Source organism: Butyrivibrio sp. YAB3001, assembly GCF_900112195.1.
Lineage (GTDB): Bacteria > Bacillota > Clostridia > Lachnospirales > Lachnospiraceae > Butyrivibrio.
In genome coordinates, this window is sequence record NZ_FOKR01000015.1 from 1 (window position 1) to 21,067 (window position 21,067).

General features: G+C 40.8%; 25 protein-coding genes. 23 read left to right on the forward strand and 2 right to left on the reverse strand.

The features are described 5' to 3' along the window. The 12 genes from BM086_RS14640 to BM086_RS14690 form a co-directional block, all read left to right on the forward strand. A partial coding sequence (locus BM086_RS14640) for a phospholipase D-like domain-containing protein (RefSeq protein WP_242952227.1) occupies positions 1 to 566 on the forward strand: 566 nt, incomplete at its 5' end. Positions 567 to 1,026: 460 nt separating this feature from the next. Continuing rightward, positions 1,027 to 1,599: a hypothetical protein gene (locus BM086_RS14645; RefSeq protein WP_092328183.1), complete on the forward strand. Its 573-nt coding sequence runs from the start codon at positions 1,027 to 1,029 to the stop codon at positions 1,597 to 1,599. Between the two features lie 106 nt (positions 1,600 to 1,705). Then, the gene (locus BM086_RS14650) at positions 1,706 to 2,101 is read left to right on the forward strand and encodes a BlaI/MecI/CopY family transcriptional regulator (protein WP_092328186.1); all 396 of its coding nucleotides are present in this window, start codon (positions 1,706 to 1,708) and stop codon (positions 2,099 to 2,101) included. A gap of 145 nt (positions 2,102 to 2,246) precedes the next feature. After that, a complete protein-coding gene (locus tag BM086_RS14655) occupies positions 2,247 to 3,521 on the forward strand; it encodes a M56 family metallopeptidase (protein WP_092328189.1) in 1,275 nt (424 codons plus the stop codon). A 149-nt stretch (positions 3,522 to 3,670) separates the two neighbouring features. Beyond that, the gene (locus BM086_RS14660) at positions 3,671 to 4,519 is read left to right on the forward strand and encodes a hypothetical protein (RefSeq protein ID WP_092328192.1); all 849 of its coding nucleotides are present in this window, start codon (positions 3,671 to 3,673) and stop codon (positions 4,517 to 4,519) included. Positions 4,520 to 4,636: 117 nt separating this feature from the next. Next, a complete protein-coding gene (locus tag BM086_RS14665; RefSeq protein WP_092328195.1) occupies positions 4,637 to 5,275 on the forward strand; it encodes a hypothetical protein in 639 nt (212 codons plus the stop codon). Positions 5,276 to 5,389: 114 nt separating this feature from the next. Continuing rightward, positions 5,390 to 5,545, forward strand: a complete 156-nt coding sequence (locus BM086_RS21040) for a hypothetical protein (protein ID WP_175560299.1) — start codon at positions 5,390 to 5,392, stop codon at positions 5,543 to 5,545. After that, positions 5,511 to 6,107: a hypothetical protein gene (locus BM086_RS14670; protein WP_092328197.1), complete on the forward strand. Its 597-nt coding sequence runs from the start codon at positions 5,511 to 5,513 to the stop codon at positions 6,105 to 6,107. Before BM086_RS21040 ends, BM086_RS14670 begins: the two co-directional genes overlap by 35 nt. 38 nt (positions 6,108 to 6,145) lie before the next feature. After that, on the forward strand, positions 6,146 to 6,940 hold the full coding sequence (locus BM086_RS14675; RefSeq protein WP_242952228.1) for a hypothetical protein: 795 nt from the start codon (positions 6,146 to 6,148) through the stop codon (positions 6,938 to 6,940). Positions 6,941 to 7,047: 107 nt separating this feature from the next. Beyond that, a complete protein-coding gene (locus tag BM086_RS14680) occupies positions 7,048 to 8,091 on the forward strand; it encodes a hypothetical protein (RefSeq protein ID WP_092328202.1) in 1,044 nt (347 codons plus the stop codon). A gap of 130 nt (positions 8,092 to 8,221) precedes the next feature. Next, positions 8,222 to 9,118, forward strand: a complete 897-nt coding sequence (locus BM086_RS14685; RefSeq protein ID WP_092328205.1) for a hypothetical protein — start codon at positions 8,222 to 8,224, stop codon at positions 9,116 to 9,118. Positions 9,119 to 9,372: 254 nt separating this feature from the next. Beyond that, positions 9,373 to 9,987 carry a PBECR4 domain-containing protein gene (locus BM086_RS14690; RefSeq protein ID WP_141107758.1) on the forward strand — a complete coding sequence of 205 codons (615 nt, stop codon included), beginning with the start codon at positions 9,373 to 9,375 and terminating at the stop codon, positions 9,985 to 9,987. 526 nt (positions 9,988 to 10,513) lie between these two features. Here the strand turns inward: BM086_RS14690 and BM086_RS14700 are convergent. Both BM086_RS14700 and BM086_RS14705 read right to left on the reverse strand, forming a co-directional pair. Then, on the reverse strand, positions 10,514 to 10,780 hold the full coding sequence (locus tag BM086_RS14700; RefSeq protein ID WP_092328214.1) for a tyrosine-type recombinase/integrase: 267 nt from the start codon (positions 10,778 to 10,780) through the stop codon (positions 10,514 to 10,516). Between the two features lie 22 nt (positions 10,781 to 10,802). Further along, entirely contained in the window at positions 10,803 to 11,645 is an 843-nt protein-coding gene (locus BM086_RS14705; RefSeq protein ID WP_092328217.1) for an AraC family transcriptional regulator, read from the reverse strand. A gap of 209 nt (positions 11,646 to 11,854) precedes the next feature. Here BM086_RS14705 and BM086_RS14710 point away from each other — a divergent pair, with 209 nt between their 5' ends. The 11 genes from BM086_RS14710 (at position 11,855) to BM086_RS20600 (ending at position 21,057) form a co-directional block, all read left to right on the forward strand. Then, a complete protein-coding gene (locus tag BM086_RS14710; RefSeq protein WP_092328220.1) occupies positions 11,855 to 15,142 on the forward strand; it encodes a DUF5107 domain-containing protein in 3,288 nt (1,095 codons plus the stop codon). A 1-nt stretch (position 15,143) separates the two neighbouring features. Further along, positions 15,144 to 15,278 (forward strand): SGNH/GDSL hydrolase family protein, encoded by a 135-nt coding sequence (locus BM086_RS21465; protein WP_242952229.1) that lies wholly within the window; start codon positions 15,144 to 15,146, stop codon positions 15,276 to 15,278. A gap of 7 nt (positions 15,279 to 15,285) precedes the next feature. After that, positions 15,286 to 15,639 carry a GNAT family N-acetyltransferase gene (locus BM086_RS14715; RefSeq protein ID WP_092328223.1) on the forward strand — a complete coding sequence of 118 codons (354 nt, stop codon included), beginning with the start codon at positions 15,286 to 15,288 and terminating at the stop codon, positions 15,637 to 15,639. A 241-nt stretch (positions 15,640 to 15,880) separates the two neighbouring features. Next, complete coding sequence (locus BM086_RS14720) at positions 15,881 to 16,327, forward strand: 8-oxo-dGTP diphosphatase (protein ID WP_330391612.1); 447 nt, start codon at positions 15,881 to 15,883, stop codon at positions 16,325 to 16,327. A 28-nt stretch (positions 16,328 to 16,355) separates the two neighbouring features. Further along, positions 16,356 to 17,381 (forward strand): phosphotransferase, encoded by a 1,026-nt coding sequence (locus BM086_RS14725; RefSeq protein ID WP_092328229.1) that lies wholly within the window; start codon positions 16,356 to 16,358, stop codon positions 17,379 to 17,381. 200 nt (positions 17,382 to 17,581) lie between these two features. Beyond that, complete coding sequence (locus BM086_RS22110; protein ID WP_442857344.1) at positions 17,582 to 17,674, forward strand: hypothetical protein; 93 nt, start codon at positions 17,582 to 17,584, stop codon at positions 17,672 to 17,674. Between the two features lie 49 nt (positions 17,675 to 17,723). Then, complete coding sequence (locus BM086_RS14730; RefSeq protein ID WP_092328232.1) at positions 17,724 to 18,191, forward strand: GNAT family N-acetyltransferase; 468 nt, start codon at positions 17,724 to 17,726, stop codon at positions 18,189 to 18,191. A gap of 11 nt (positions 18,192 to 18,202) precedes the next feature. Further along, a complete protein-coding gene (locus BM086_RS14735; RefSeq protein ID WP_092328234.1) occupies positions 18,203 to 18,682 on the forward strand; it encodes a DNA-deoxyinosine glycosylase in 480 nt (159 codons plus the stop codon). A 12-nt stretch (positions 18,683 to 18,694) separates the two neighbouring features. Next, positions 18,695 to 19,699 (forward strand): serine hydrolase domain-containing protein, encoded by a 1,005-nt coding sequence (locus BM086_RS14740; protein WP_092328236.1) that lies wholly within the window; start codon positions 18,695 to 18,697, stop codon positions 19,697 to 19,699. A gap of 38 nt (positions 19,700 to 19,737) precedes the next feature. Beyond that, positions 19,738 to 19,866 carry a hypothetical protein gene (locus BM086_RS21680; protein ID WP_255367843.1) on the forward strand — a complete coding sequence of 43 codons (129 nt, stop codon included), beginning with the start codon at positions 19,738 to 19,740 and terminating at the stop codon, positions 19,864 to 19,866. A 72-nt stretch (positions 19,867 to 19,938) separates the two neighbouring features. Then, positions 19,939 to 21,057, forward strand: coding sequence for a tyrosine-protein phosphatase (locus tag BM086_RS20600; protein WP_141107759.1), 1,119 nt, complete (start codon positions 19,939 to 19,941; stop codon positions 21,055 to 21,057). The last annotated feature ends 10 nt before the right edge of the window (positions 21,058 to 21,067 follow it).

Below are 21,067 nucleotides of genomic sequence, written 5' to 3' on the forward strand. Positions count from 1 at the left end.
ATTATAAGACAAAGACGGAAGTAATAATATATGATTACGTAGATTCGCATATCCGAGTTCTTGAAAAAATGTACCACAAGCGCCTTAGAGCTTATAAGAAGATAGGGTATGAAATTTGGAATAATGCGATTATAGACAAGCAGGATGCAAATTCTATCTTTGACATGGATTCATATGAAAGTGTTTATGAGAAGGATCTTTTGGAAGCAAATAAGGAAATTGTTATTTCAAGTCCAGGCTTAAATCATTCTAAAGTTGAATCTTTTATTAGGCTTGTAAAGAAAAAACAGGAAGATGGGATCAGAATAACTGTTGTCACCCTTAACCCAGAAGGATATCCGGAGGAAAGGATTAAAGATACCAAAGGCATTGTGCAGTTATTAAAGGACAACGGAGTAAACGTCAGAATACAGGATCACATGCATGAACACTATGCAATCATTGACAATGAGATTGTGTGGTACGGAAGTATGAATCTACTATCCAGAGCTAAGCCTGATGACAATCTGATTCGAGTTAAGAGTAAAGAAGCAGCGCTTGAACTATTGGAGCTTACTTTTGGATAATCAAAGATACAGATATGTTTTAAAGATTGATATCGCTGCTGTAAATATTGTTTGTTATTCAATAAATATGAATATCCTTTATCATACGAAAGTGGGTCAGAAAATGGACCCAAAAAGAAGGTGAGTCCGCAAGGCTCCTTTCCATGCGGGTTCTGAGATGTCACAAAAGTTCAATCCCGGTCGCCGGCATTTTGTAGTGGTCGCAAACCTAGATATTATCTGGGGTTGCGGCCTTCTTCTTTTTTATACATTCTGGACCAAAGTGTGTCAAATTTGGACCAATCCAGTAAATATTACAAATATTAACGTGCTAAAGATAAGAGCATTGTACTTAGAATAATAAAAAAAGATAACAACTATTAACTATTAACGGTTGTTATCCGATAAATAAGTTGTAAGGATAACTATACATATTTTTAGGAACTTTAAGGATAGAAGCATAATACACGGAGGTAGACAAATGGCTTTATCAAATGTAATGACAAGATCACTTATATCTGCCAGCAGTTCCATGAAACAGGTTAAGGCTCAGCATGCAATAAAGTCACAGATGGACGGAAAAGCCGGAGTACTGGAAGCAGAAATCAAGCTGGATTCTGGTAGAGGTGGAGATGTTACCAAAAAGCAAGAAGAACTGGAGCACATACAGAAAAAAGCTACTGAAATAGGCCAGCAGGAAATGTCACAGCTATCTGAGCTTAACAGCAATATGAACGAAGCAACCAAAGCAGATGCTGAGGAGCAAAAACAGAATGAACGTATTGAAAAGCAGCTCGAGAAGAAACGTGCTGAAAGAAGAGAGCAGGCCGAGCAGTTTCAGGAACAGATTGCTGAAAAGGTTTCCGACAATGTTCAGATTCCTGGTGAAGGAGAAGAAAAACAGATTACTGTTGCCGGTGTAGAAGTTAAAACAAAGTCAGCATCAACGTATAATACCAGTGTTCCTCATATCGATGAGAGAGTAGCGCCCACAACTCCTTCAGAAGTATCAGCAAGCATTTCAGTTAGTCATAGCGTGGATATAAAGACTTAAATTCTTAAATGTTTATTAATTTGCGTTTATAATTAATGCTTGTTATTTCATGTGTTATCCTATAAATAGAGAAATAATCTGATTAAGCACATGCGGGAGGTACATTATGCCAAGAGAAGAGATGCTTCCAAGTGAAAGCGAATGGATGATCATGGAGGTGCTGTGGAGATGCGGCCATGACCTTACATCTGCTGAGATAACAGATAGACTTCCGAAGTCTTCCAAGATGACACAGAGAATGGTAAGAGTCCTGATAAACAGACTTTGCAAAAAAGGAATGCTTACATATACCGTGGATCCTGATGACAGTAGGGTTTATCACTATACAGCTGCAAGAGGAAGAGAGGAGTGTCAAAGGGCAAAGAGCAGTGCTTTTGTAGAAAGCTATTTTGAAGGTAACAGGCTTTCCGCTGCATTTGCAGTATTAGATAAAGAAAATCTATCTGAAGAACAGATAAGGAAACTGGAAAACCTAATAGCTAAGGCTAAAGAAAAAAGATAATAATTGCAGAGGCCAGCCCGAATCACATGCTGATGAGGGCGTGAGAAAATGATACGAAAGTGAGCGTGCCTCTTTGCCGAAGGCAAATCTGATAGGCACGCGAATATCTATGAAGGAACTGAATAGATATAAATGAGTCTCACGGATGAGCAAAGGAGCAGTTATGCAGGGAATGCTGTTATTCTTTAATAAGCTATATGGATTTTTAGAATTTGTATGTGTCTATTTCGCGACCATACTTGGTTTTTGTGCAATCATATCGATTTTGGTTTTGGGAATCATTATGATTCTGCGAAGCACGTTGTTTTCTAAGAGCGTTTTTGGAAAGGCTGCTTTGTGGTGTCTATTGATTCCTGTTATTTTTTGCGGGAAGCTTCATGTTTACTATGAGACTAAGGCCGGTTTATATCTGATGCTCTGGTGGCATGATCTATGTGTAGGGCACACATGGATAGGAGTTCTTTACATAATTGTAATATTGGCATTGGGATTCAAATTTTGGTGGAGAAGGAAAAAGCTTTCAGGTTCAGTAAACCGTCTTTATGACTCAGCAGAGTATAGATCAAAATATGTTATCAAGGTGTTCCCTGGCGAGCTGTCATCTTTCTGCACTGGATGCATAAGACCTGTAATTGTTATCCCTGAAAGCATTTCATCAGATGAAGCCGGGGTTGTCATAAAGCATGAAGAGACGCACATTATGCTCGGACATCTTTGGATACTCCTTGCATATGATATTCTGCGAGTTATGCTGTGGCCTAATCTGTTCATGCATCTTTGCGTAGGATATATGAAAAGAGACCTTGAGGACATCTGCGACACAGTTACAATCCAGAGAAGCGGAATTGATGCATGTGATTATGGCGAGACAATCTTAGGATGTGCCAGGAATATGATGCAGACAAGGAAAAAGCTCGGTTGTGAGGGAGGAATGTCTTTTGCGTGGGATGACAGCTATAAGATTCTGAAAAAAAGATTGGAAAGGATCGTTGCCAGAAAAGCCTATAATCTAAAGATTCTATCTATTAGTGCAGTTGCATTAGTGATTCTGGTTGTAGCTTCAGTAGGAATCATTAAAACCAATTCATATAATAGGACCAATGATTTGGGAATGATAAGTGGCATTTGTTATACAGGAAATGTACAGAAAATCTATACAGATGTGGAAAGATCAATCGTAGTAGATTTTGATGATGATTATATTTACGTGGATGGAAAGGCTCTGTTAGAGCAATATCCTGAGGCAAAAGGAACAGATGAATGGTTTCACATTTCATCAGGCGGCTACTATAAGATCCCCGGAATCGGCGGCGGTGGTGGATGGGCAGAGATAAATGCAAAAGAAATACATGATGGAATTATAAAGCTGGATAATCATACTGATATGGATATTTGGGACCGCATTATCATGTTACTATGACAAAATAATGTGTGAGCAACAGAGATGTGCATTTACTGCACATTTCGTGAGAATATGATTCAGGAGTGAGGAGCAATCTTTTCGAAGAAAATTTCATTATTGCTCCGAATCCTATGAGCAGCTTGCTGCGAATAGGAGGTGATAATGCTGTGAATGGCGGATGGGAAATAAATGTAAGCGGAAATACAACGCATTACAGGAAAAAACTATATGATGCTTATGGCAATCATGTTGGAACCATAGGAATCTGTAAACCGACAAAACAGACCGGAAAAAAGAAAAAGGCAGCTCTTTACAGTTTCAAACAGGTCTCGTCACAGGTGCTTGCTGCTAAGACTTCAGGAAAAGCAGCACAGGTATCAACGAGCATAAGGATGAAGATAGGTCTTTTGCGTAAGCAGCTAAAGAACGGTGACTATGATGAAGAAGAAATCCTAAGGGCTATACTTCATGCGGAAATGGTCCAGCGTGCCTGTGACAAGAAAAAGAAGAATCTGAAGACGGAAGAACGGGCAGAAAGAGGCATTGAAAGTGAAGAAGAAATGCCGCTTGAGCCGGAAGAAACCATTGATGAAGAGGCTTCTGAGGAAGAAATTAAAGAGCTGGAACAGGAAGAATTTGAAGCTCTTATGGAAAAGCTGGAGATGGCTGCTGAGGATATGATGGAGATGGCAGAAGAAACAGCTGAGCTAGATGAGGATCTGGATGAGATGGCAGAAGCCCTTTCCGGATCTATGACACCGGAAGATCTAGAGCAGCTTAAGGTAAAACACAGATCAGATGAGGCAAGAGACATTCTGAAAGCTGACCTAAAATATCTGAAAGCGTTGTTTGACAGGTTACAGTCAGAAAAAGAAAACGCTAGGAAAGCCTCATTTGCTGGAGGATTTGACAGCGGAGTATCGTTGTCACTTGGAGGACTGGATATGCCAGTAACCACCACATCATCGCAAAGTATGCCGGTGGAAACAGGTGGATCATTTGATGCCACAGTTTAAACTATTTTTTTACAGATACTGCTAACAGATGTTAATAAAAGGATGCTAGTCGCACTTAGCGAGCAAAGCGAGCTTAGTAAGACTGTATCCGAAGTGAAACGGAGGTGGTATTACATTATGAGTATCGGGATTAACACAAACTATGGGAACTACAACTATGCAGGCGTTAATAATGTTGAGCCTAGCTGGGCAAAGAACGATGAGAAAGATGAAAAGAAGGAATCTGCGGTAAACCAGCAGGGCGCTGTATATGAGAAGACAGCCATAGAAAAGAGCAGTAAGGAAGATGATTCCAAGGCAATCTATAAGAAATCAGCTACTGACAGAGAAGCTATTGTACAGCAGATGAAAGCAGCAGAGGAACAACAGAGAAACCAGCTGATGGCTATAGTTCAGAAAACTCTGCAGGGACAGGTAGGTGCATATGGCAAGGCTACAGGAAACAGCATGTGGCAACAGCTTGCTGGTGGAAATATCAAGGTTGATGCGGCTACAAGAGCGCAGGCACAGAAAGATATTTCTGAAGACGGATACTACGGTGTAAAGCAGACATCCCAGAGACTGTTTGATTTTGCTGCAGCCCTTGCCGGAGATGATGTCGACAAGATGAAAGAGATGCAGAAAGCCATGGAAAAGGGATTCAAGCAGGCTACTAAGACCTGGGGACGTGAACTTCCGGCTATATGCAAAGAGACTATGAATGCAGCCAATAAGCTGTTTGAGGATTATTATCAGCAAGCTTCACTAAGCTCGTAAGAACCTCGCTAAGTGAACTTGCATGGCTCGCACTAAGCTCAAAAGAACTTCGCTAAGTGCTCTGCTCAACTCTAATGAACAGGTGGTTTGATCATAAGAAGGGGGCTGGTGGTTATGGCAGATGGTCTTAAAACATTTTTTAGGGAACTATTAGATCCAAGTCCTATCAAAGAAAAGCACGTTACTCTCACGGTGGAGCAGCTTGAAGAGCTTCAGAAAATATTGGAGAACGCCTATGAATATAAACATGCAAGGATTAAATCTTCTTAACAGACCTATGAGTAAAGCAACTCAGGATCGAATGGAAAGACAGGCTAAACGTGACAATCAGATTGCGTTTTTTGAAAAGCAGAAAGAAAATCTTAAGAACATGAAAACTAATTCTCTAGAGGATATCCAGAGAAAGCTCGATATGTTCCAGCAGTATGATGACCAGATTGATGCAGCTAAAGCATCATATAACAACTCCCAGATGTTTCATATTTTGGATGAGGCAAGAGAACGCGGTGAAAAGATTGCTGAAGAAGCTGAGAAGATGGCTCCAAAGACACCGGAAGAGCGTCGTGAGGAAATGATCGAGGAAGCAACTGGTATCGATAAGGATAAAGGCATTCTTTCTGAGGTCATGGATGAACTTGAGGACCAGATTGAAGAACTTACCGAGATGGCAGAGGACATGGCAGAGCTTAATGAAGAGAATCTTGAGGCGTTATCAGATAAAGCAATTGCTGAATCCGATGCCGCTGCAACAGCACAGGCAAAAGAACTAAATAACATGCAGGTTGATAAAATGTTGCCTGAAAAATACAGGCATATTGATTACCACATTTAAGGAATGGATTCCAGGTAATGGCAAAGGAGGGTGGATATATGTCAACAATCAGAGGATATTCACAGAGCAACTATTATGATAGCGTAGATAACGATTATAGCGCATATAACCAAAATGTCAGTTCGTTCCTGGCTGGGTTAAGTATAAATTCAGGGAACAGCAATAATAATGGCATCATGGGTGGAATAAACCTCTCAGATTACGCCAGTATAAAGAATGGATTCTATGGGAAACTTGTTAAGGCCTATTATGCCAAGCAGAAGGCTGATAGTGCTTCATCAGGAATAGATTCGTCAGCAAAACTTACATCTATGGGAAGTGATGCAGGAACTCTTGCAAAGTCCGTGGGTGCTCTTATGAAGGACTCGCTTTGGGAAAAGAAACAGATAAAGACAAAAGATGAGAAGACAGGCGAGGAAACAACAAAAGAAGATTATGATTGGGACTCCATTACAAAGGCAGTAAAGTCATTTGTTGATAATTACAACAAGACAATTGAGAGTGCAGGAAACTCAAACACAAAGGATGTCCTCAGAAATGCTGCATGGATGACCAAGACGACAAAATCTACAGAAAGGCTTCTGGAGCGTGTAGGTATATCTGTAGGAGCGGATAATAAGCTTGAGCTGGATGAGGATGCCCTAAAAAAAGCAGATATCAGCACTTTGAAGAGTGTATTTACTGGCTATAATTCTTTTGCATCAAAGGTTTACGATAAGGCGCAGTCCATGACAAATGCTGCAGCAAGAGCGGGTGGAACATATACGAGCACGGGCAATTATTCAGATGTGCTGTCATCAATTCTGCCGTCAAATATTGATAAAAAAGAGTGAGCTATTCAGGCTTTAATAAAGAATCATTTTTGCCGATATACATATAGATGACCATAATTATGCATGATACAAGATAGTATCAGTTTTGCCATAAGTGGAGGTGCTTTATGAGGATACAACAGAACACGGATGTTCAAATAAATCCTTTCCAAAACCAGAATAATGCCCAGTCGACCACTGGGGCAGCGAAGACTGCACATAAGAGTGGCAATATGTCCTCAGTATCCGGTGCCAATCTGAAGGGTGAAAGTCTTGTTCAGCAGAGGCAGGGCCTGGCCAGAAAACAGGCACTCAAGGTGGTTTCCGATGCATTTGGTGGAGAGAAGAAGCTGGATGCACAGATGCAGTCTATTAAAGATGAGATAAAGCGCCTTCAGGACGAGATCAACGAAAAGACTGCGAACACTATGGAGAATGATGCCAGATTAAAAGAACTCCAGGAAGCATATGGAATTGATCCGGACAGCGAAGAGAATAATGAGCTTTCAAAACTTGCGTTTAAGATGAATAATTCCAAGGATGGCTTATCTGATGAAGAAAAAAGCAAAATGTCAGAGTATCAGCAGCAGGCTTTATACTATGTTGCGAAGAATCAGCAGAATTCACTTGATATAGACAGGGCAAAAGCTCAGCAGATGGGAAATGTTCAGGGCTATGCAGATATGAAAAGAGAACGAGCTAAGTCACAGGATATGCTGAAAGCTCAGGATGAGGCTGAAGATATTATGGAAGCAGCGGGCGAAGAGGCTATAGCTCTTTTGACGCAGGAAGCAGTTGAGCATGTAGATGAAGAGCAGAAAGAGCGCGAGGAAGAGGCCAAAGAGGCTGCCGAAAAGAAGAAAGAAGAGAAGAAGGAAGAAGCAAAGAAACTCGAAAAAGAAGCTATGCAGCAGGAAATGATAGAGAATATCAAGGAACACGCTGCAGAGAGCCAGAGAACCAGTGCTGATACCAAACGGGCTATTGCAAGAAGAGAACGAGCTGAAGCTGACAGTATGGGAGCAGAGGAAGCCCAGAGAACTATTATTTCTGAAGGTGCATCTATGGAAGATACGCAGAATGCTGTTAATACTGAGATTACTAATATTCTCAATAAGTTGAGCCTGCTTTCAAGTGATGTAAAAGGAAGTGCTATAGACAGTCAGATATAAGAAAAACGCTATTCATGACATAGATGATGCTATTGGTGACATTAGTATTATCTGATAAAGGATTGATGCTGAAAGGAAAAAGAGAAACCCTTGTGATATTCACAAATCATGTACAAGGAGGTAGATGATTATGGCAGGAATCAATATAACTTCAGTGAACAGACAGGTAAAAGACATTAGTCAGGAAATATATGCTGCAAAGTTGCAGCGTGACGAGGTGCAGTCAAAGTCTGTGAACAAGGATGAGAGCAGTGGCTTACAGAACGCTGTCGCCGATAAACTAAGTGATAAATCTAACATAAATACTGCTTTCTCAGATACAGCAGCTACTTTGTCTATTTCTGCTTTAGGCGCTGAAGAATTGGAAAAAGTAAGAGATTCCTGGAATAATCATCCTGTCAGCGCGTTATATGAAAAAGACATACCGGTAAGCAAAAATGCAGAGGGTGTATATAAAATTGGCGGAGCTTCATTTAATGATGAGGAGTTATCTGCAGCAAGAGATTTGATAACAGGTGTCGGAAGTCAGTTAAAGAATGGATATCTCAGTTACAGAGATTATGCAAAGATGGAAGTAGCGCAGAAGGTTGTTGATAACCGTGCTTACGAAGGCTTTAATGATGATCAGGCCAAAGCTATTAGCAAGGCTATGAAAGACTACAATAATAACCTGAACAGAACTCAGGAAAGGATGCTGGCAAATAAGAAAACTAAGACTAATGATGATCCTGAATCCGGAAAATATTTTGGCATTGAGGTTCATGTGCCAAGTGAAGTAAGAAAATCAACTAATGAGTATGCAAGCACAGACATTGCTACCAACAAAGAGCTTATTGATAAAATTCGTGATAGCATAAAATCACTGGATATAAATGACAAAGATGCAGTAAATAAATATAAATCAGTATATGAAGATATAATGAGAGCTGTGTACACAGCTCAATATCCTTTCCAAAGAAATTCAGATTTAGATGATATTCTATCCAAAGATATAAATGAAATTTTGAAACTGAGCGGTAGAGTATAGACACAGAAATTTAAGAAAAATATAGTAGCTAAATAATTGACTTTATTTCAGGAAATATGTATCATGATGGTACAAGCAGATGACTAGAGCATCTGTTGACTATGAAGTGTAAATCCCTACTGGCAGGGGGATACATGGAGTCTATGGGCGGGTTTAGTGTGACAACCGCGAGCCAGTTAGGCGTAAGCTGAAAAGAAAACACTTATAATTAAAGCCTCGACATCACAGTCGAGGCTTTAATTATGGAGGTATATGTGGAAGAAGTAAATAAGATAAAGAAAAATGCAGATGCATACAGTAATCTGCTTGGTATAGAGTATTATTTTTGTCTTGGTTACAAGGGAAAAGGATTTGAGGTCAGGGTACATTTTTCCAAGGAAGAGTTTCATCATCTTGAAGGAATTGGTCAGTTACGTGATTTGAAACTTCACAGTGAAAGCGGAAATAGAACCTTTGACATGGCTTTAGCTGGAGATGTCTTTGAAGATGAACTGAAAAAATCTCATTTTTACCAAAGCGGATGTGTTCAGAACAAAGTGGATTATCTTTATCTTCTAGAACGTATATTTGACGAAGACAATATAGTATTTAGATTCAGAAAATCGATGAAAGGCAGTGGTAAGATAGAAGCTGAGCTGTTTCTGACTTCGGAGTTGGAGAATGGACAGTTCTTTGTATATCTTGATAGAGTCGAAGAATCTGATGAAGAATACTACTGTAGGTCATTTGTGGCTAACCCTGAATTTGATAGAACGCAAGGACAGGTAAAGCTTACTACCCTTTGGAAAGAAAAGATAAATCTTGAGACTGGCGAGAGCACTGTTTTGTATAGATATAAAGATTTCTCACCAGATCAGCTAAATAAGTGAATGCTGTGTCATAATTAAGGATGTTGATATTGAGTGAATTATGATCTAAAGTTGGACGACGAGTTTATTAATTACATGATTGATCATAAATGGTCTATTCCTGAAAATATAAATATTGATTATGATAACTTGGAGGTTAAGTAACTGCTGTAACAAAAAAATGAGGCATCTTTGCATGGTTAATAACTATGTATGGGTGCTTCTTTCAATGTGTCATGTAGGGGCAACAATAGTAATATGCACTTTTGAAGCATATCAGAAAGTAGGTTCAAAAGTGGGTTCAGAAATTAAAGTAAGACCGCCAGCCTCCTTTCCATCGGTATTTGAAAGGCGCAGGAAAGTTCGATCCCGGTCGCCGGCAGTAATGTGTATGGCTGTAAACTTAGATTTTGTCTGAGTTTGCAGCCTCTTTCTTTATTTTATACATTTGGCACAAATCAGTACAATTTTGGTACAAGTCAGAAGATATCAGCATTTGAATGACTTGAATTGCATACAATGATATACATAAAACGTGTATATTTATTTAGCAGATGCTTAATGCATTCATGAGCTGATCTTCAATATTCTTAGGCTCTTCCGCTGTTTCATTGATATAATGCTCCGTCATAGCCCTATTTGAGTGTCCCAAAGTTTTCTGCAAATATGCAGTTTCTACACCGGCAGCCTTCAATGTTGATGCAACAGTGAAACGTAATTTGTGGCTGGACTTGTAAGGAACACCTGCATCATTACAGTATTTTCTAAGACGTTCATTAAAGGTATCATTGTTGATGGTTCTTCCATGGCACATAAAGAGATATTCCCCATCAGGGTTAATCTCGTGATCTTTCACGAAATGCTTTCGGCGTCAGTCCTACGCGGCGCCTGAAAGTAAGGCAAAAGGAGCTTTCGTCCTTAAACCCCACCGACAGGGCAATATCGCTGACTGATCTGTCGGAGCCGGAAAGATAAAATTTTGCTGAGGAGATTCGCGTTTCTATCAGATACTTATGAGGAGAAACGCCTGTTTCTTTTTTAAATGCACGTGAAAAATAGTACGGAGAAAGGCCAACCATATCCGACAGGAATTCAAGCGAGATATCATCGTTAAAATGCTCGCCAATATATGAACTTGCGCGCCTGATCAGAGCAGAGGTGTTTTCAACGGCATGTCTTTGTTCTGCGAAAAGACCCTGTAGCAGCGATATGATGTTCAGAGAAAGACTTGCATCGTCAGGCAGTGAGTTTTGTGAAAATAGAGAGAGCATGCTGTCAAAGGAACTATGGAAACTAAGTGGATTTGACGGAAGACAAATGCCTTCATGTTTTTCGTGGAAATATTCAAAATAGCGTCTGGCTTCGGGACCGTCAAAGTGCATCCAAAGCACTCTGGCTCCTTTTACAGAAGAATATGAATGGGGCTGATAGCAGTCCAGCCATACTACATTTCCAATCGTTGCCCTTTGTGAGGCTCCCGAAACGCTGATATCCAGCGAACCTTCCTCGATGAACATGAGCAGGAAATTGTTAAATCGGTTGCGGCTTTTGGTGTAACCCGGAAGATAAGTATATCTTCCGACTATGGTGGGATAAAAGAATAAATTCTTTGTATCTGCCGACGGATTATGAAAAAACTGTTCTGATCCGGAAGAGACAAATGCTTCTATTGCTTTCATTTACACTGCTCCTTTCAACGAGTATTGGTGGCTTTTCCTAGATAATATATTTTTTTTATTTGTCGCGCAAGAGCAAGATTCTTATATAATTGGATTGTTTTATCTAATTACAATTTGCGAAAATACACGTAAGATAAACTCAACAAGCATTTAAATAAATAAGGCAATAATAATCAATAAAGTTTCATAGTTATTACGAGGAGAAAAAGATGCAAACAGTAAAAATTTGGAGAGAAGAGGTCGTTATCCCTACCTATGAGGTGGGCGCTGCGGACAAGAATCCCATGTTTTTGGAAAAACGTGTTTATCAGGGCAGTTCCGGAAAGATTTATCCGTACCCTTCTACAAACGAGATAAGCAGGGTTAAGACAGACAAAGTTTGGAACGCAGTGTGGCTTGAGAATGATTATCTGAAGGTCATGATACTGCCTGAACTGGGCGGACGTATTCAGAGAGCCTATGACAAGACAAACAATTATGATTTTGTTTATTACAACCATGTGATCAAGCCGGCGCTAGTAGGACTTACAGGACCATGGATTTCCGGAGGAATCGAATTTAACTGGCCTCAGCACCACAGACCTACGACCTACAGTCCTGTGGATTACAAAATCGTTGAGAATGAGGATGGAAGCAAGTCTCTTTTGACCGGCGATGTGGATCAGATGTATGGAACAAAAGAGATAACTAAGTTTACTCTTTACCCTGACAAGGCATACATTGAGATAACAGGTCAGCTGTATAACAGAACACCGCTTCCGCAGACATTCCTGTGGTGGGCAAATCCCGCAGTGCCTGTAAATGACTATACACAGTCAATTTTTCCGCCTGATGTACACAGTGTATATGACCATGGTAAGAGAGCTGTCTCAAGATTTCCTATAGCGACAGGAGAGTACTATAAGCACGATTACAGCGATGGTGTTGATATCTCCAGATATAAGAACATTCCGGTTCCTACTTCATATATGGCAGAGAAGTCTGATTATAACTTCGTTGGCGGCTATGACTATCAGAAGAAGGCGGGACTGCTCCATGTAGCTGACCATCATGTTTCTCCCGGCAAGAAGCAGTGGACATGGGGATGCGGCGACTTTGGAAAGGCATGGGACAGGAATCTTACTGACGAAGATGGTCCTTACATTGAACTCATGACCGGTATGTACTGCGACAATCAGCCTGACTTCACATGGCTTAAGCCCTATGAGGAAAAGGTATTCAAGCAGTATTTCATGCCATACAAGGCTGTAGGCCAGGTTAAGAATGCTACAATAAACGCTGCATTGAATGTTGAAAAAAATGAGGAAGGAAAGCTCCATATTTGCGTCTATGCAACTGCAAAATACGACAGAGCCCAGATAAAGGTTGAATATGACGGAAAAGAGATATTCTCTGATGAGACGGTTTTGTCACCGGTAGAAATATATGAAAAGGAACTCGAACTAGATATCCCTGACATATACAAGGTTAAAGTGAAGGTTATCTCACAAGGAAGAGAACTGGTATCATATCAGGCCAAGGATCAGGGAATACCGGAGCTTGCAGAGCCTGCAAAGGCCGCAAAGTTTCCGCAGGACATCATAACAAATGAAGAGCTGTATCTTACAGGCCAGCATATCGAGCAGTACCGTCATGCTACATGGCTTCCTGATCCATATTATCTGGAGGGTCTAAAAAGAGATCCCGACGATACAAGAATCAATAATGCATATGGACTTCTGCTGCTGCGCCGTGGAAGGTTTGAGCTCTCCGAGAAGTATTTCAGGGCCGCACTTAAAAGGCTCACTTCAATGCATCCAAACCCATATGATTCTGAGCCATACTACAATCTGGGTCTTTCTCTTTTCTACCAGGAGAAATATGATGATGCATTTGACACATTTTATAAAGCAACATGGGTCAACGAGCTTCAGGAAATGTCATTCTATTATCTTGCTGCGATAGCTTCAAGAAAAGGCGAGTATGAGGAAGCACTTGAACTCATTGAGAAGTCACTGGTCAAGAATATGCACAGTATCAAAGCCCGTGGCCTGAAGGCGCTGATTTTATGGAAACTTGGAAGAGAAGCACAGGCTAAAGAGTGGATCGGTGAGAATTTAAAACTCGATGCTTTTGACTTTGTCTCAATGTTCACCCTGATTTGCATTTCAGGGGATGCACCTGAGCTGATTGAGAGATTCCATGATATTACGAGGGATTTCCATGAGACTTACCTGATGGCTTCAAGAGACCTTGCTGAATCAGGCTTTTATGAAGAGGCAGTAAAGCTTCTTTCTATGTATCCGGGTGATAAGCCCATGATCCATTACTACAGCGGGGCATATCTTAAGAAGATGGGGCTTATTAAAAAGGCTTTGGAAGAGTTTGCCGAGGGAAAGAAGGCTGATTCTTCCTACTGCTTCCCCAACAAGCTTGAGGATGTGGCAGTTCTTACAAGCGCTATTAAGAGCGATGACACAGATGAAATGGCAAGATATTATCTTGGATGTCTGTACTACGACAAGCTTCAGTTTGATATGGCTATAGAATTATGGGAAGAGGCCCTGGCAATCAGAGATAGCTTCCCGACACTGCTCAGGAACCTGTCAATTGCATATTACAACAAGCGCGGTGATAAGGAAAAGGCAAGGCAGTGCCTGGAAAAAGCCTTTGAACTTGACAGGACAGATGCCAGAATATTTTTAGAGCTTGACCAGCTTTACCAGAAGCTTCAGGTATCACTGGAAGAGAGACTGAAGAAATATCAGGAAAATATCGGTCTCATTGAAAAGAGAGATGATCTTTACACTGAATATGTAACTCTCCTTAATAACCTTGGAATGTATGATGAAGCTTATGAGAAGATTTCGTCACACAACTTCCAGACCTGGGAAGGCGCAGAGGGCAAGATTACTGCCCAGTTTAAGGTGAGCCTTGTTGAGAGGGCCAAAGCTCTTTTAACAAAAGGTGATGGAAAGGCGGCTAAAGAGCTCCTTGAAGAGGCGCTTTCTTACCCTGGAAACCTTGGCGAGGGAAGGCTTGAAGGAACCAAGGACAATCATATTTACTACAACCTTGGACTCAGCTTTGAACTTCTCGGTGAGAAAGAGAAAGCTGAAGATTGCTATGAAAAGGCTACGCTGGGAGCAATGGAAGTTGCAGGAATGATGTATTACTATGACCAGCCTGCGGACATGATATTATATCAGGGACTTGCAAAAGAAAAGCTCTCTGACCAGATGGGAGCCAATGCAAGATTCTACAGGCTTCTGGACTATGGTGAGAAGCACCTTAGAGATACCTTTAAGATGGACTACTTTGCCGTATCCATGCCTGACATGTCCGTATTCGATGCTGACATGACCAGAAAGAATGAAGTGCATTGCTATTATCTTATGGGACTTGCAAATCTTGGACTTGGCAGGAGGTCAGAGGCAGTAAGTTTCTTCAAGAAAGTTATCGAGATGGATAATACACATCAGAATGCATATATTTACCTTAAGATGGCGGAGGGGTGAGATGAAGACTCTGGCGATATTGGGTGATTCCTACTCAACATATGAAGGATTTATTCCAGAAGGATATGCCGGATGGTATAGCCCAAACGGCAACGCCAAACCCAATGATGTAGAAAAAGTTGGGGCTGTGAAATAATCAGCTCATGAAAAAAAAGAGAAGGGCGTGTGAATTTGAAAAAGCAATGACAAACACCCCCATATCTGCCTATGTCGCAGTTAACAAAGAGAACGGAATTGTTGGCTTTTCATGCTTTGATGCAAGTTTTAGAAATTTCTTTGGACCAATCGGAGTATCGGATGAATACCGGAGATCTCATATTGGAAAGGAATTGTTGCTATATGCTCTTTATGGTATGAAGGAAGAAGGATATGGTTATGCAATCATAGGCTGGTGTGAGGAGAAGAACAAGTTGTTTTATGAAAAAAATTCAGATGCGATAATAATTCCAAATTCATTTCCAGGGGTATACAAAGACAGCATATTATTGAGTAAATAGGACCGACTTGTATGAAATAAAAGTGGTACAAATTTGGTACAAAAAAGAGGGGTGGTCGGCGAAGCCCCTTTCTCTGCGGGTTTTGGGGACTGCTAAAAGTTCGATCCCGGTCGCCGGCAGTAATGTAGAGAGAAGCAAGTATTGTGCTTCTCTTTTTTATTTGATATAATAAAGAACATATGTTTGTAAAATACTTTAGATAATATCTGTTATCTAGTAATATATGAGAAGAACAGAAAATGTGGAACTGACAGTACTATGTCTTATTACGGACGGCGACAGAGTACTTCTTCAAAACAGAATCAAAGAAGATTGGAAAGGCTACGCTTTGCCAGGTGGGCATGTGGAAATTGGTGAATCCTTTGTCGATGCTGTTATTCGTGAGATGAAAGAGGAGACAGGGCTGGATATTAAGAATCCAAAGCTCGCGGGTATTAAGCAGTTTCCGATACAAGATGGAAAATATGAGAATGGAAGATACATTGTGCTTCTGTTTAAGACATGCGAGTTTTCTGGGGAAGTTATCTCTTCTGTAGAAGGACAGATGGAATGGGTTGAATACAGCCATCTGGCAGAAATTGATGCGGTAGATGACCTTGAAGAACTTATAAATGTTATCAATGATCAGAATCTTACGGAATTCCAATACTTGATCAGTGGAGATGAGTGGTCTGTCTCGGTAAAATAATAGAATACTTTATGGGAGCGAACTTGTAATGGCAATAGAAAAAAGTATTTTTGATCATGATAAGATGCAGATGTTATTGTTGCAAGAATATGGTTTTCATTTGATTGAGAATCAGCATCTTCCGTTGGGAACTGCAAATTGCTATAAGATTAGTTGCGAGGAAGGAGCATATTTTTTCAAAGAATATCAAAAAGAATTCACTATTCAAGATGTAAAGAGAGAGGCAGAACTTGTTGAATATCTGAATTCAAAAGATTTTCCTGCGGCAAGATTTATAAAGACGATAAACGGGAATAGCTGCATTTTGTTTGAAGGACATGTGATCAGTGTACAGGAATACCTAGAAGGGAAATCATATCTGAACGATTTGCCACATAAGCTTTTGAAGGACAGTGCCAAATATCTTGGGATATTACATTCCGTACTTAAGGATTATCCCATGGAATCGAGCCTTGATGAAAAGTGGGCTGAGAGTATTTCGGTGGATGCGGTGAATAAGAAATATGATAGGCTGCTGGAGGCTTTGGAAAAAGAGAAAGCGGATCCAAATTACAGCAGGATTAAAGAGGATTTTCTATTTAAGAAAGAACTATTTAGTCATATTGAGGATATGAAAAGATTCTTTAAGGAAATTACATATACTCCGAGCCATGGAGATTATACGGCTTGCCAGTTATTATGCGCCGAAGATCATGTGAAGGCGGTAATAGACTTTGCATCAGCGGCGAAGCTCCCTGCTGTATGGGAGATAATGCGGTCGTATATCCAGGCAGGAGCTTGTCGTAATGGAGAAGCTTTGGATATCGGGGATTTTGCGCAGTATGTGATGGAATATATGAAGTATGCGCCGCTATCCAAAAGAGATCTGGAAGCTATGCCCTATGTTTATCTTTTTCAGCTATTCCGCAGTGCCTATGGGTATGAGGAATATCTGATTACAAAAACAGAAAACAGGGATGCTTTGCTGGAGTTTGCATTTTGGCGCACGGATATATGCAGAAAAATATATAGGAACGCTGATGCCATATCTAGGGAATTATTGCAACTAGTTTGAATTAGCGGTACAGGAATTGAATAGACAGACTGAAAATTTGAGGCAGAATATGATAGAAACAGAAAACGTAATAAATAAATTCGTTAAGGAATCTCAGGAAATCCTGAAGGACAATCTTACCGGCATTTATTTGCATGGCTCAGCTGTGATGGGCGATTAAAAATGTCCCGGAAGAATATCATTCATTGATTAAAGCGGCCATGAGCGAATACGCTGATGCTAATGACGTTTCTTATGAATATGACATTGCTAAGCAATATGCGGGATATATGTTACAAGAGATACAGAGTTAATGCATAGGCATTATATAATGCCGGAAAGCTATGATTGGGGGATCAGCACATGAGTATAACGTTGAAAACTGTAGAACGAGATGATGTTGAAATACTATGGAAGATGCAGATAGAGGGATTCTCAGGGCTGTTGGAGAAATATCATGATTACGATTTGAGTCCGGCTGCGGAAGGCATGGATAAAGTGATGGCAAGGTTTGAGCAGCCCTGGACTACTTACTTTTTCATCATGGCAGATGATGAAAAGGTTGGTGCTATCCGCATAGTAAATAAAAAAGACGGTAGCAGAAAACGCATCTCACCAATATGGATCATGTCGGAGCATAGGAATAAAGGATATGCTCAGCAGGCAATCCTTGAGGCAGAGAAGATATACGGACCGGATAATTGGTGCCTGGACACGATACTACAAGAGAAGGGCAACCTTCATCTATATGAGAAACTTGGCTACCATCAGACCGGCAAGATTGATAAGATAAGCGACTGTATGGATATTGTTTTCTATGAGAAAGATTGAGGAAGCTAATAATGATCACACATCCAATAGCTCCGGTTTTTGATAAGGAATCAAGAGTTTTGATATTGGGAAGTTTTCCTTCAGTCAAGTCGCGGGAAGCTATGTTTTTCTATGGGCATCCACAGAATAGATTCTGGAAGGTGATAGCGACGGTATGCAATGAGGAGCTTCCGGATACTATCGAAGAGAAGAAAGCTCTTTTACTTAGGAACCATATAGCGGTTTGGGATGTGATAGCAAGCTGCGATATTGAAGGATCCTCCGATTCAAGCATTAAGAATGTCAAGGCCAATGACCTCTCTGTGATTCTTGATAATGCCAGAATCCGGGCTATTTATGTTAATGGTAAAACTGCTGAGAAATATTATAAGAAATATATTGAGAAAAAGATAAACAGAAAGGCCCTGTGTCTTCCCTCAACGAGCCCCGCTAATGCAGCCTGGAATATAGAGCGGCTTACAGAGGAATGGCGTGTGATCAGAGACGAATAGGAGGCAGAATAGATGTATGAAGAACTGATAGCTCCAAGCTTCAGGGGTGTTGCATATGTACTCAGGAATGATGAAGTGGTATTGGAATATGCCGGCGGTTGCAGAGATTATGCCAATGAATTGCCCAATACCATTGATACTAAGTTTGCCAGCGCTTCAGCGGGAAAAGTATTCGTGGCTGTAGGGATTTTGCAGCTGATTGAAAAAGGTAAGCTAAGGTTCGAGGACACAATAGGTGAGCTGATTCGGATTGACTGGAAAGATATTGATCCGGGGATAACGGTGGAGCAGCTATTGCAGCATACATCTGGGATTCCGGACTATTTTGATGAGACGGTCATGGAGGAGTACGAGGAGCTCTGGGTAGATTATCCGAATTACAAGATCAGACAAAATGATGATCTGCTACCTCTGTTCATCGATAAGCCAATGATGTATCCTAAGGGAACTAAGTTCCAATACAACAATACCGGCTATGTGGTTCTTGCAATGATCATTGAGCGGTTAACAAGGCAGCCTTTTGACGAGTATCTAAGAGAAAATGTTTTTGAGCCTTGTAATATGTCGGGCACAGGGTATTATGAACTGGACAGGTTACCTGCAAAATGCGCGGTTAACTATGTGTGGTGTAACAGTGCGGAGGATCTTAGGACGAACATTTTCTGTGTGGATGCAAAAGGAACAGGTGCCGGAGGAGCATTTATCACGGTAAAGGATATAGCGAACTTTTGGAAAGGTCTGCTTGAAGGTAAGCTTCTGTCTACAGAAATGACAGCTTCTATGTTAAAAAAACATAGCGGAGAATGTGATGATCCGGAAGAAGGATACTACGGATACGGAGTATGGATCATTGATGGCAATGGCGGAGAGGATATTCCATACTTTCAGGGCTGCGATCCCGGAGTTAGCTTTATCTCGGAGTACAATCCAAACAAAAACATGATCTCAGTGTATGTAAGTAATTACGGCGATAATGTCTGGAAGATAGCCAGGGACATCAGAAACGCCTTAAATTGAGGATAGTATAAAAAAGTTAGTTGGAGGACGGGGAATTTATGGCATCAAGTATAATACATCTGGCGGTTACAAAAGAACTGACTAAGAGATATAAATTCAAGGATGAGAGCAGGCTTAAGTTCGGGGCAATCCTTCCGGACGCGGGAGGGGGAAAGGACAGTCATTAAAAAAAGGCTGTTTGGGGATTAAACAAAAGAGTATATGACTTTGAGCGCTTCAGAGCTGAATACGGGGAGCTTATGAAGAGCGATAATCTGTATCTTGGCTATTATCTTCACCTTGTTCAGGACATCTGCTACAGACATTTTGTCTATGATAAATATAACTGGAATCCCACGATTCCGGGGAATGTTGAGAAGCTTCACAAGGATTATTCAATAATCAATTCTTATGTGATTTCCAAATATGAATTAAAGAACGACATTGAAGCTCCTGCTGATTTTGATAAAGAGCAGCTGGCGAGCCTCAGTGCTTTTGATGTGCCCTGGCTCATGAAGTCAATGGCTGATTATTATGTTCCTGTGCCGGAGGAGGATATATTCTTTTTCACAAAGGAGATGGCTGATGAGTTCATTGCAGAAGCGGTGGAGCTGTGCCTTAAGGAGCTGAAAGCACTGGAAACAGGGGAAGGCATGATAGAGAGCTACGACAATGCCTGGGGAAACAAGTCCTATTCATTATTGGAGACAACCCTGAACACTAGAGATCTGGCCGGATACAGGATTGACGGTACAGAGAATTATACAAGCTATGGCAGAGTCATAAGAAGCGATGTGGCTAATTACCATTCCGAGAAGGATATCGCTTTTTTACAGAATTCCCATATTACAACTATTATCGATATGAGATCTGCGGAGGAAAAAGAGAGAAAGCCACATGGCCTTGCGAACATGGAAGGCTTCCATTATCACGACATTACCATAGATGAGGGCAGCGGAGTTCCTGAAAGTGTGGAGGCTGTTCCGGGTAGCTATTTCAAAATAGCGCATGCGCCTAAACTGGCAGAAGTATTCAGGACAATTGCCGGGTCAGAGGCAGGAGTTATGTTTAACTGCTCTGCGGGAAAAGACAGGTCCGGCGTAGTAGCAGCGCTTTTGTTGTGGCTGTGCGGCGTAAGGAAAAGCGATATTGTCTACGATTATATGAGGACCAAGGAGAATGACAGGGAGCGCTTTGAGCTTATACACAAGAACTTCCCTGATCTGGACATGAATATCGTCATTCCCAATGAGAATAATATGTACAGATTTATGGAGCTGATAGAAGCTAATCATGGAACTGTTCAGGATTATTTTTCTTCGATTGGAATCACAACTGATATTCAGCAAAAGATTATAGAAAAGCTATGTGAAGGATAAAGGGGATTTA

Bases quoted from the DNA above. Each gene is read 5' to 3' on its own strand.
- BM086_RS14645 (WP_092328183.1), top strand. From the start codon at position 1,027: ATGGCTTTATCAAATGTAATGACAAGATCACTTATATCTGCCAGCAGT.
- BM086_RS14650 (WP_092328186.1), top strand. From the start codon at position 1,706: ATGCCAAGAGAAGAGATGCTTCCAAGTGAAAGCGAATGGATGATCATG.
- BM086_RS14655 (WP_092328189.1), top strand. From the start codon at position 2,247: ATGAGCAAAGGAGCAGTTATGCAGGGAATGCTGTTATTCTTTAATAAG.
- BM086_RS14665 (WP_092328195.1), top strand. From the start codon at position 4,637: ATGAGTATCGGGATTAACACAAACTATGGGAACTACAACTATGCAGGC.
- BM086_RS21040 (WP_175560299.1), top strand. From the start codon at position 5,390: ATGGCAGATGGTCTTAAAACATTTTTTAGGGAACTATTAGATCCAAGT.
- BM086_RS14670 (WP_092328197.1), top strand. From the start codon at position 5,511: ATGAATATAAACATGCAAGGATTAAATCTTCTTAACAGACCTATGAGT.
- BM086_RS14675 (WP_242952228.1), top strand. From the start codon at position 6,146: ATGTCAACAATCAGAGGATATTCACAGAGCAACTATTATGATAGCGTA.
- BM086_RS14680 (WP_092328202.1), top strand. From the start codon at position 7,048: ATGAGGATACAACAGAACACGGATGTTCAAATAAATCCTTTCCAAAAC.
- BM086_RS14685 (WP_092328205.1), top strand. From the start codon at position 8,222: ATGGCAGGAATCAATATAACTTCAGTGAACAGACAGGTAAAAGACATT.
- BM086_RS14700 (WP_092328214.1), bottom strand. From the start codon at position 10,780: ATGTGCCATGGAAGAACCATCAACAATGATACCTTTAATGAACGTCTT.
- BM086_RS14705 (WP_092328217.1), bottom strand. From the start codon at position 11,645: ATGAAAGCAATAGAAGCATTTGTCTCTTCCGGATCAGAACAGTTTTTT.
- BM086_RS14710 (WP_092328220.1), top strand. From the start codon at position 11,855: ATGCAAACAGTAAAAATTTGGAGAGAAGAGGTCGTTATCCCTACCTAT.
- BM086_RS21465 (WP_242952229.1), top strand. From the start codon at position 15,144: ATGAAGACTCTGGCGATATTGGGTGATTCCTACTCAACATATGAAGGA.
- BM086_RS14715 (WP_092328223.1), top strand. From the start codon at position 15,286: ATGAAAAAAAAGAGAAGGGCGTGTGAATTTGAAAAAGCAATGACAAAC.
- BM086_RS14725 (WP_092328229.1), top strand. From the start codon at position 16,356: ATGGCAATAGAAAAAAGTATTTTTGATCATGATAAGATGCAGATGTTA.
- BM086_RS22110 (WP_442857344.1), top strand. From the start codon at position 17,582: ATGAGCGAATACGCTGATGCTAATGACGTTTCTTATGAATATGACATT.
- BM086_RS14730 (WP_092328232.1), top strand. From the start codon at position 17,724: ATGAGTATAACGTTGAAAACTGTAGAACGAGATGATGTTGAAATACTA.
- BM086_RS14735 (WP_092328234.1), top strand. From the start codon at position 18,203: ATGATCACACATCCAATAGCTCCGGTTTTTGATAAGGAATCAAGAGTT.
- BM086_RS14740 (WP_092328236.1), top strand. From the start codon at position 18,695: ATGTATGAAGAACTGATAGCTCCAAGCTTCAGGGGTGTTGCATATGTA.
- BM086_RS21680 (WP_255367843.1), top strand. From the start codon at position 19,738: ATGGCATCAAGTATAATACATCTGGCGGTTACAAAAGAACTGACTAAG.
- BM086_RS20600 (WP_141107759.1), top strand. From the start codon at position 19,939: ATGAAGAGCGATAATCTGTATCTTGGCTATTATCTTCACCTTGTTCAG.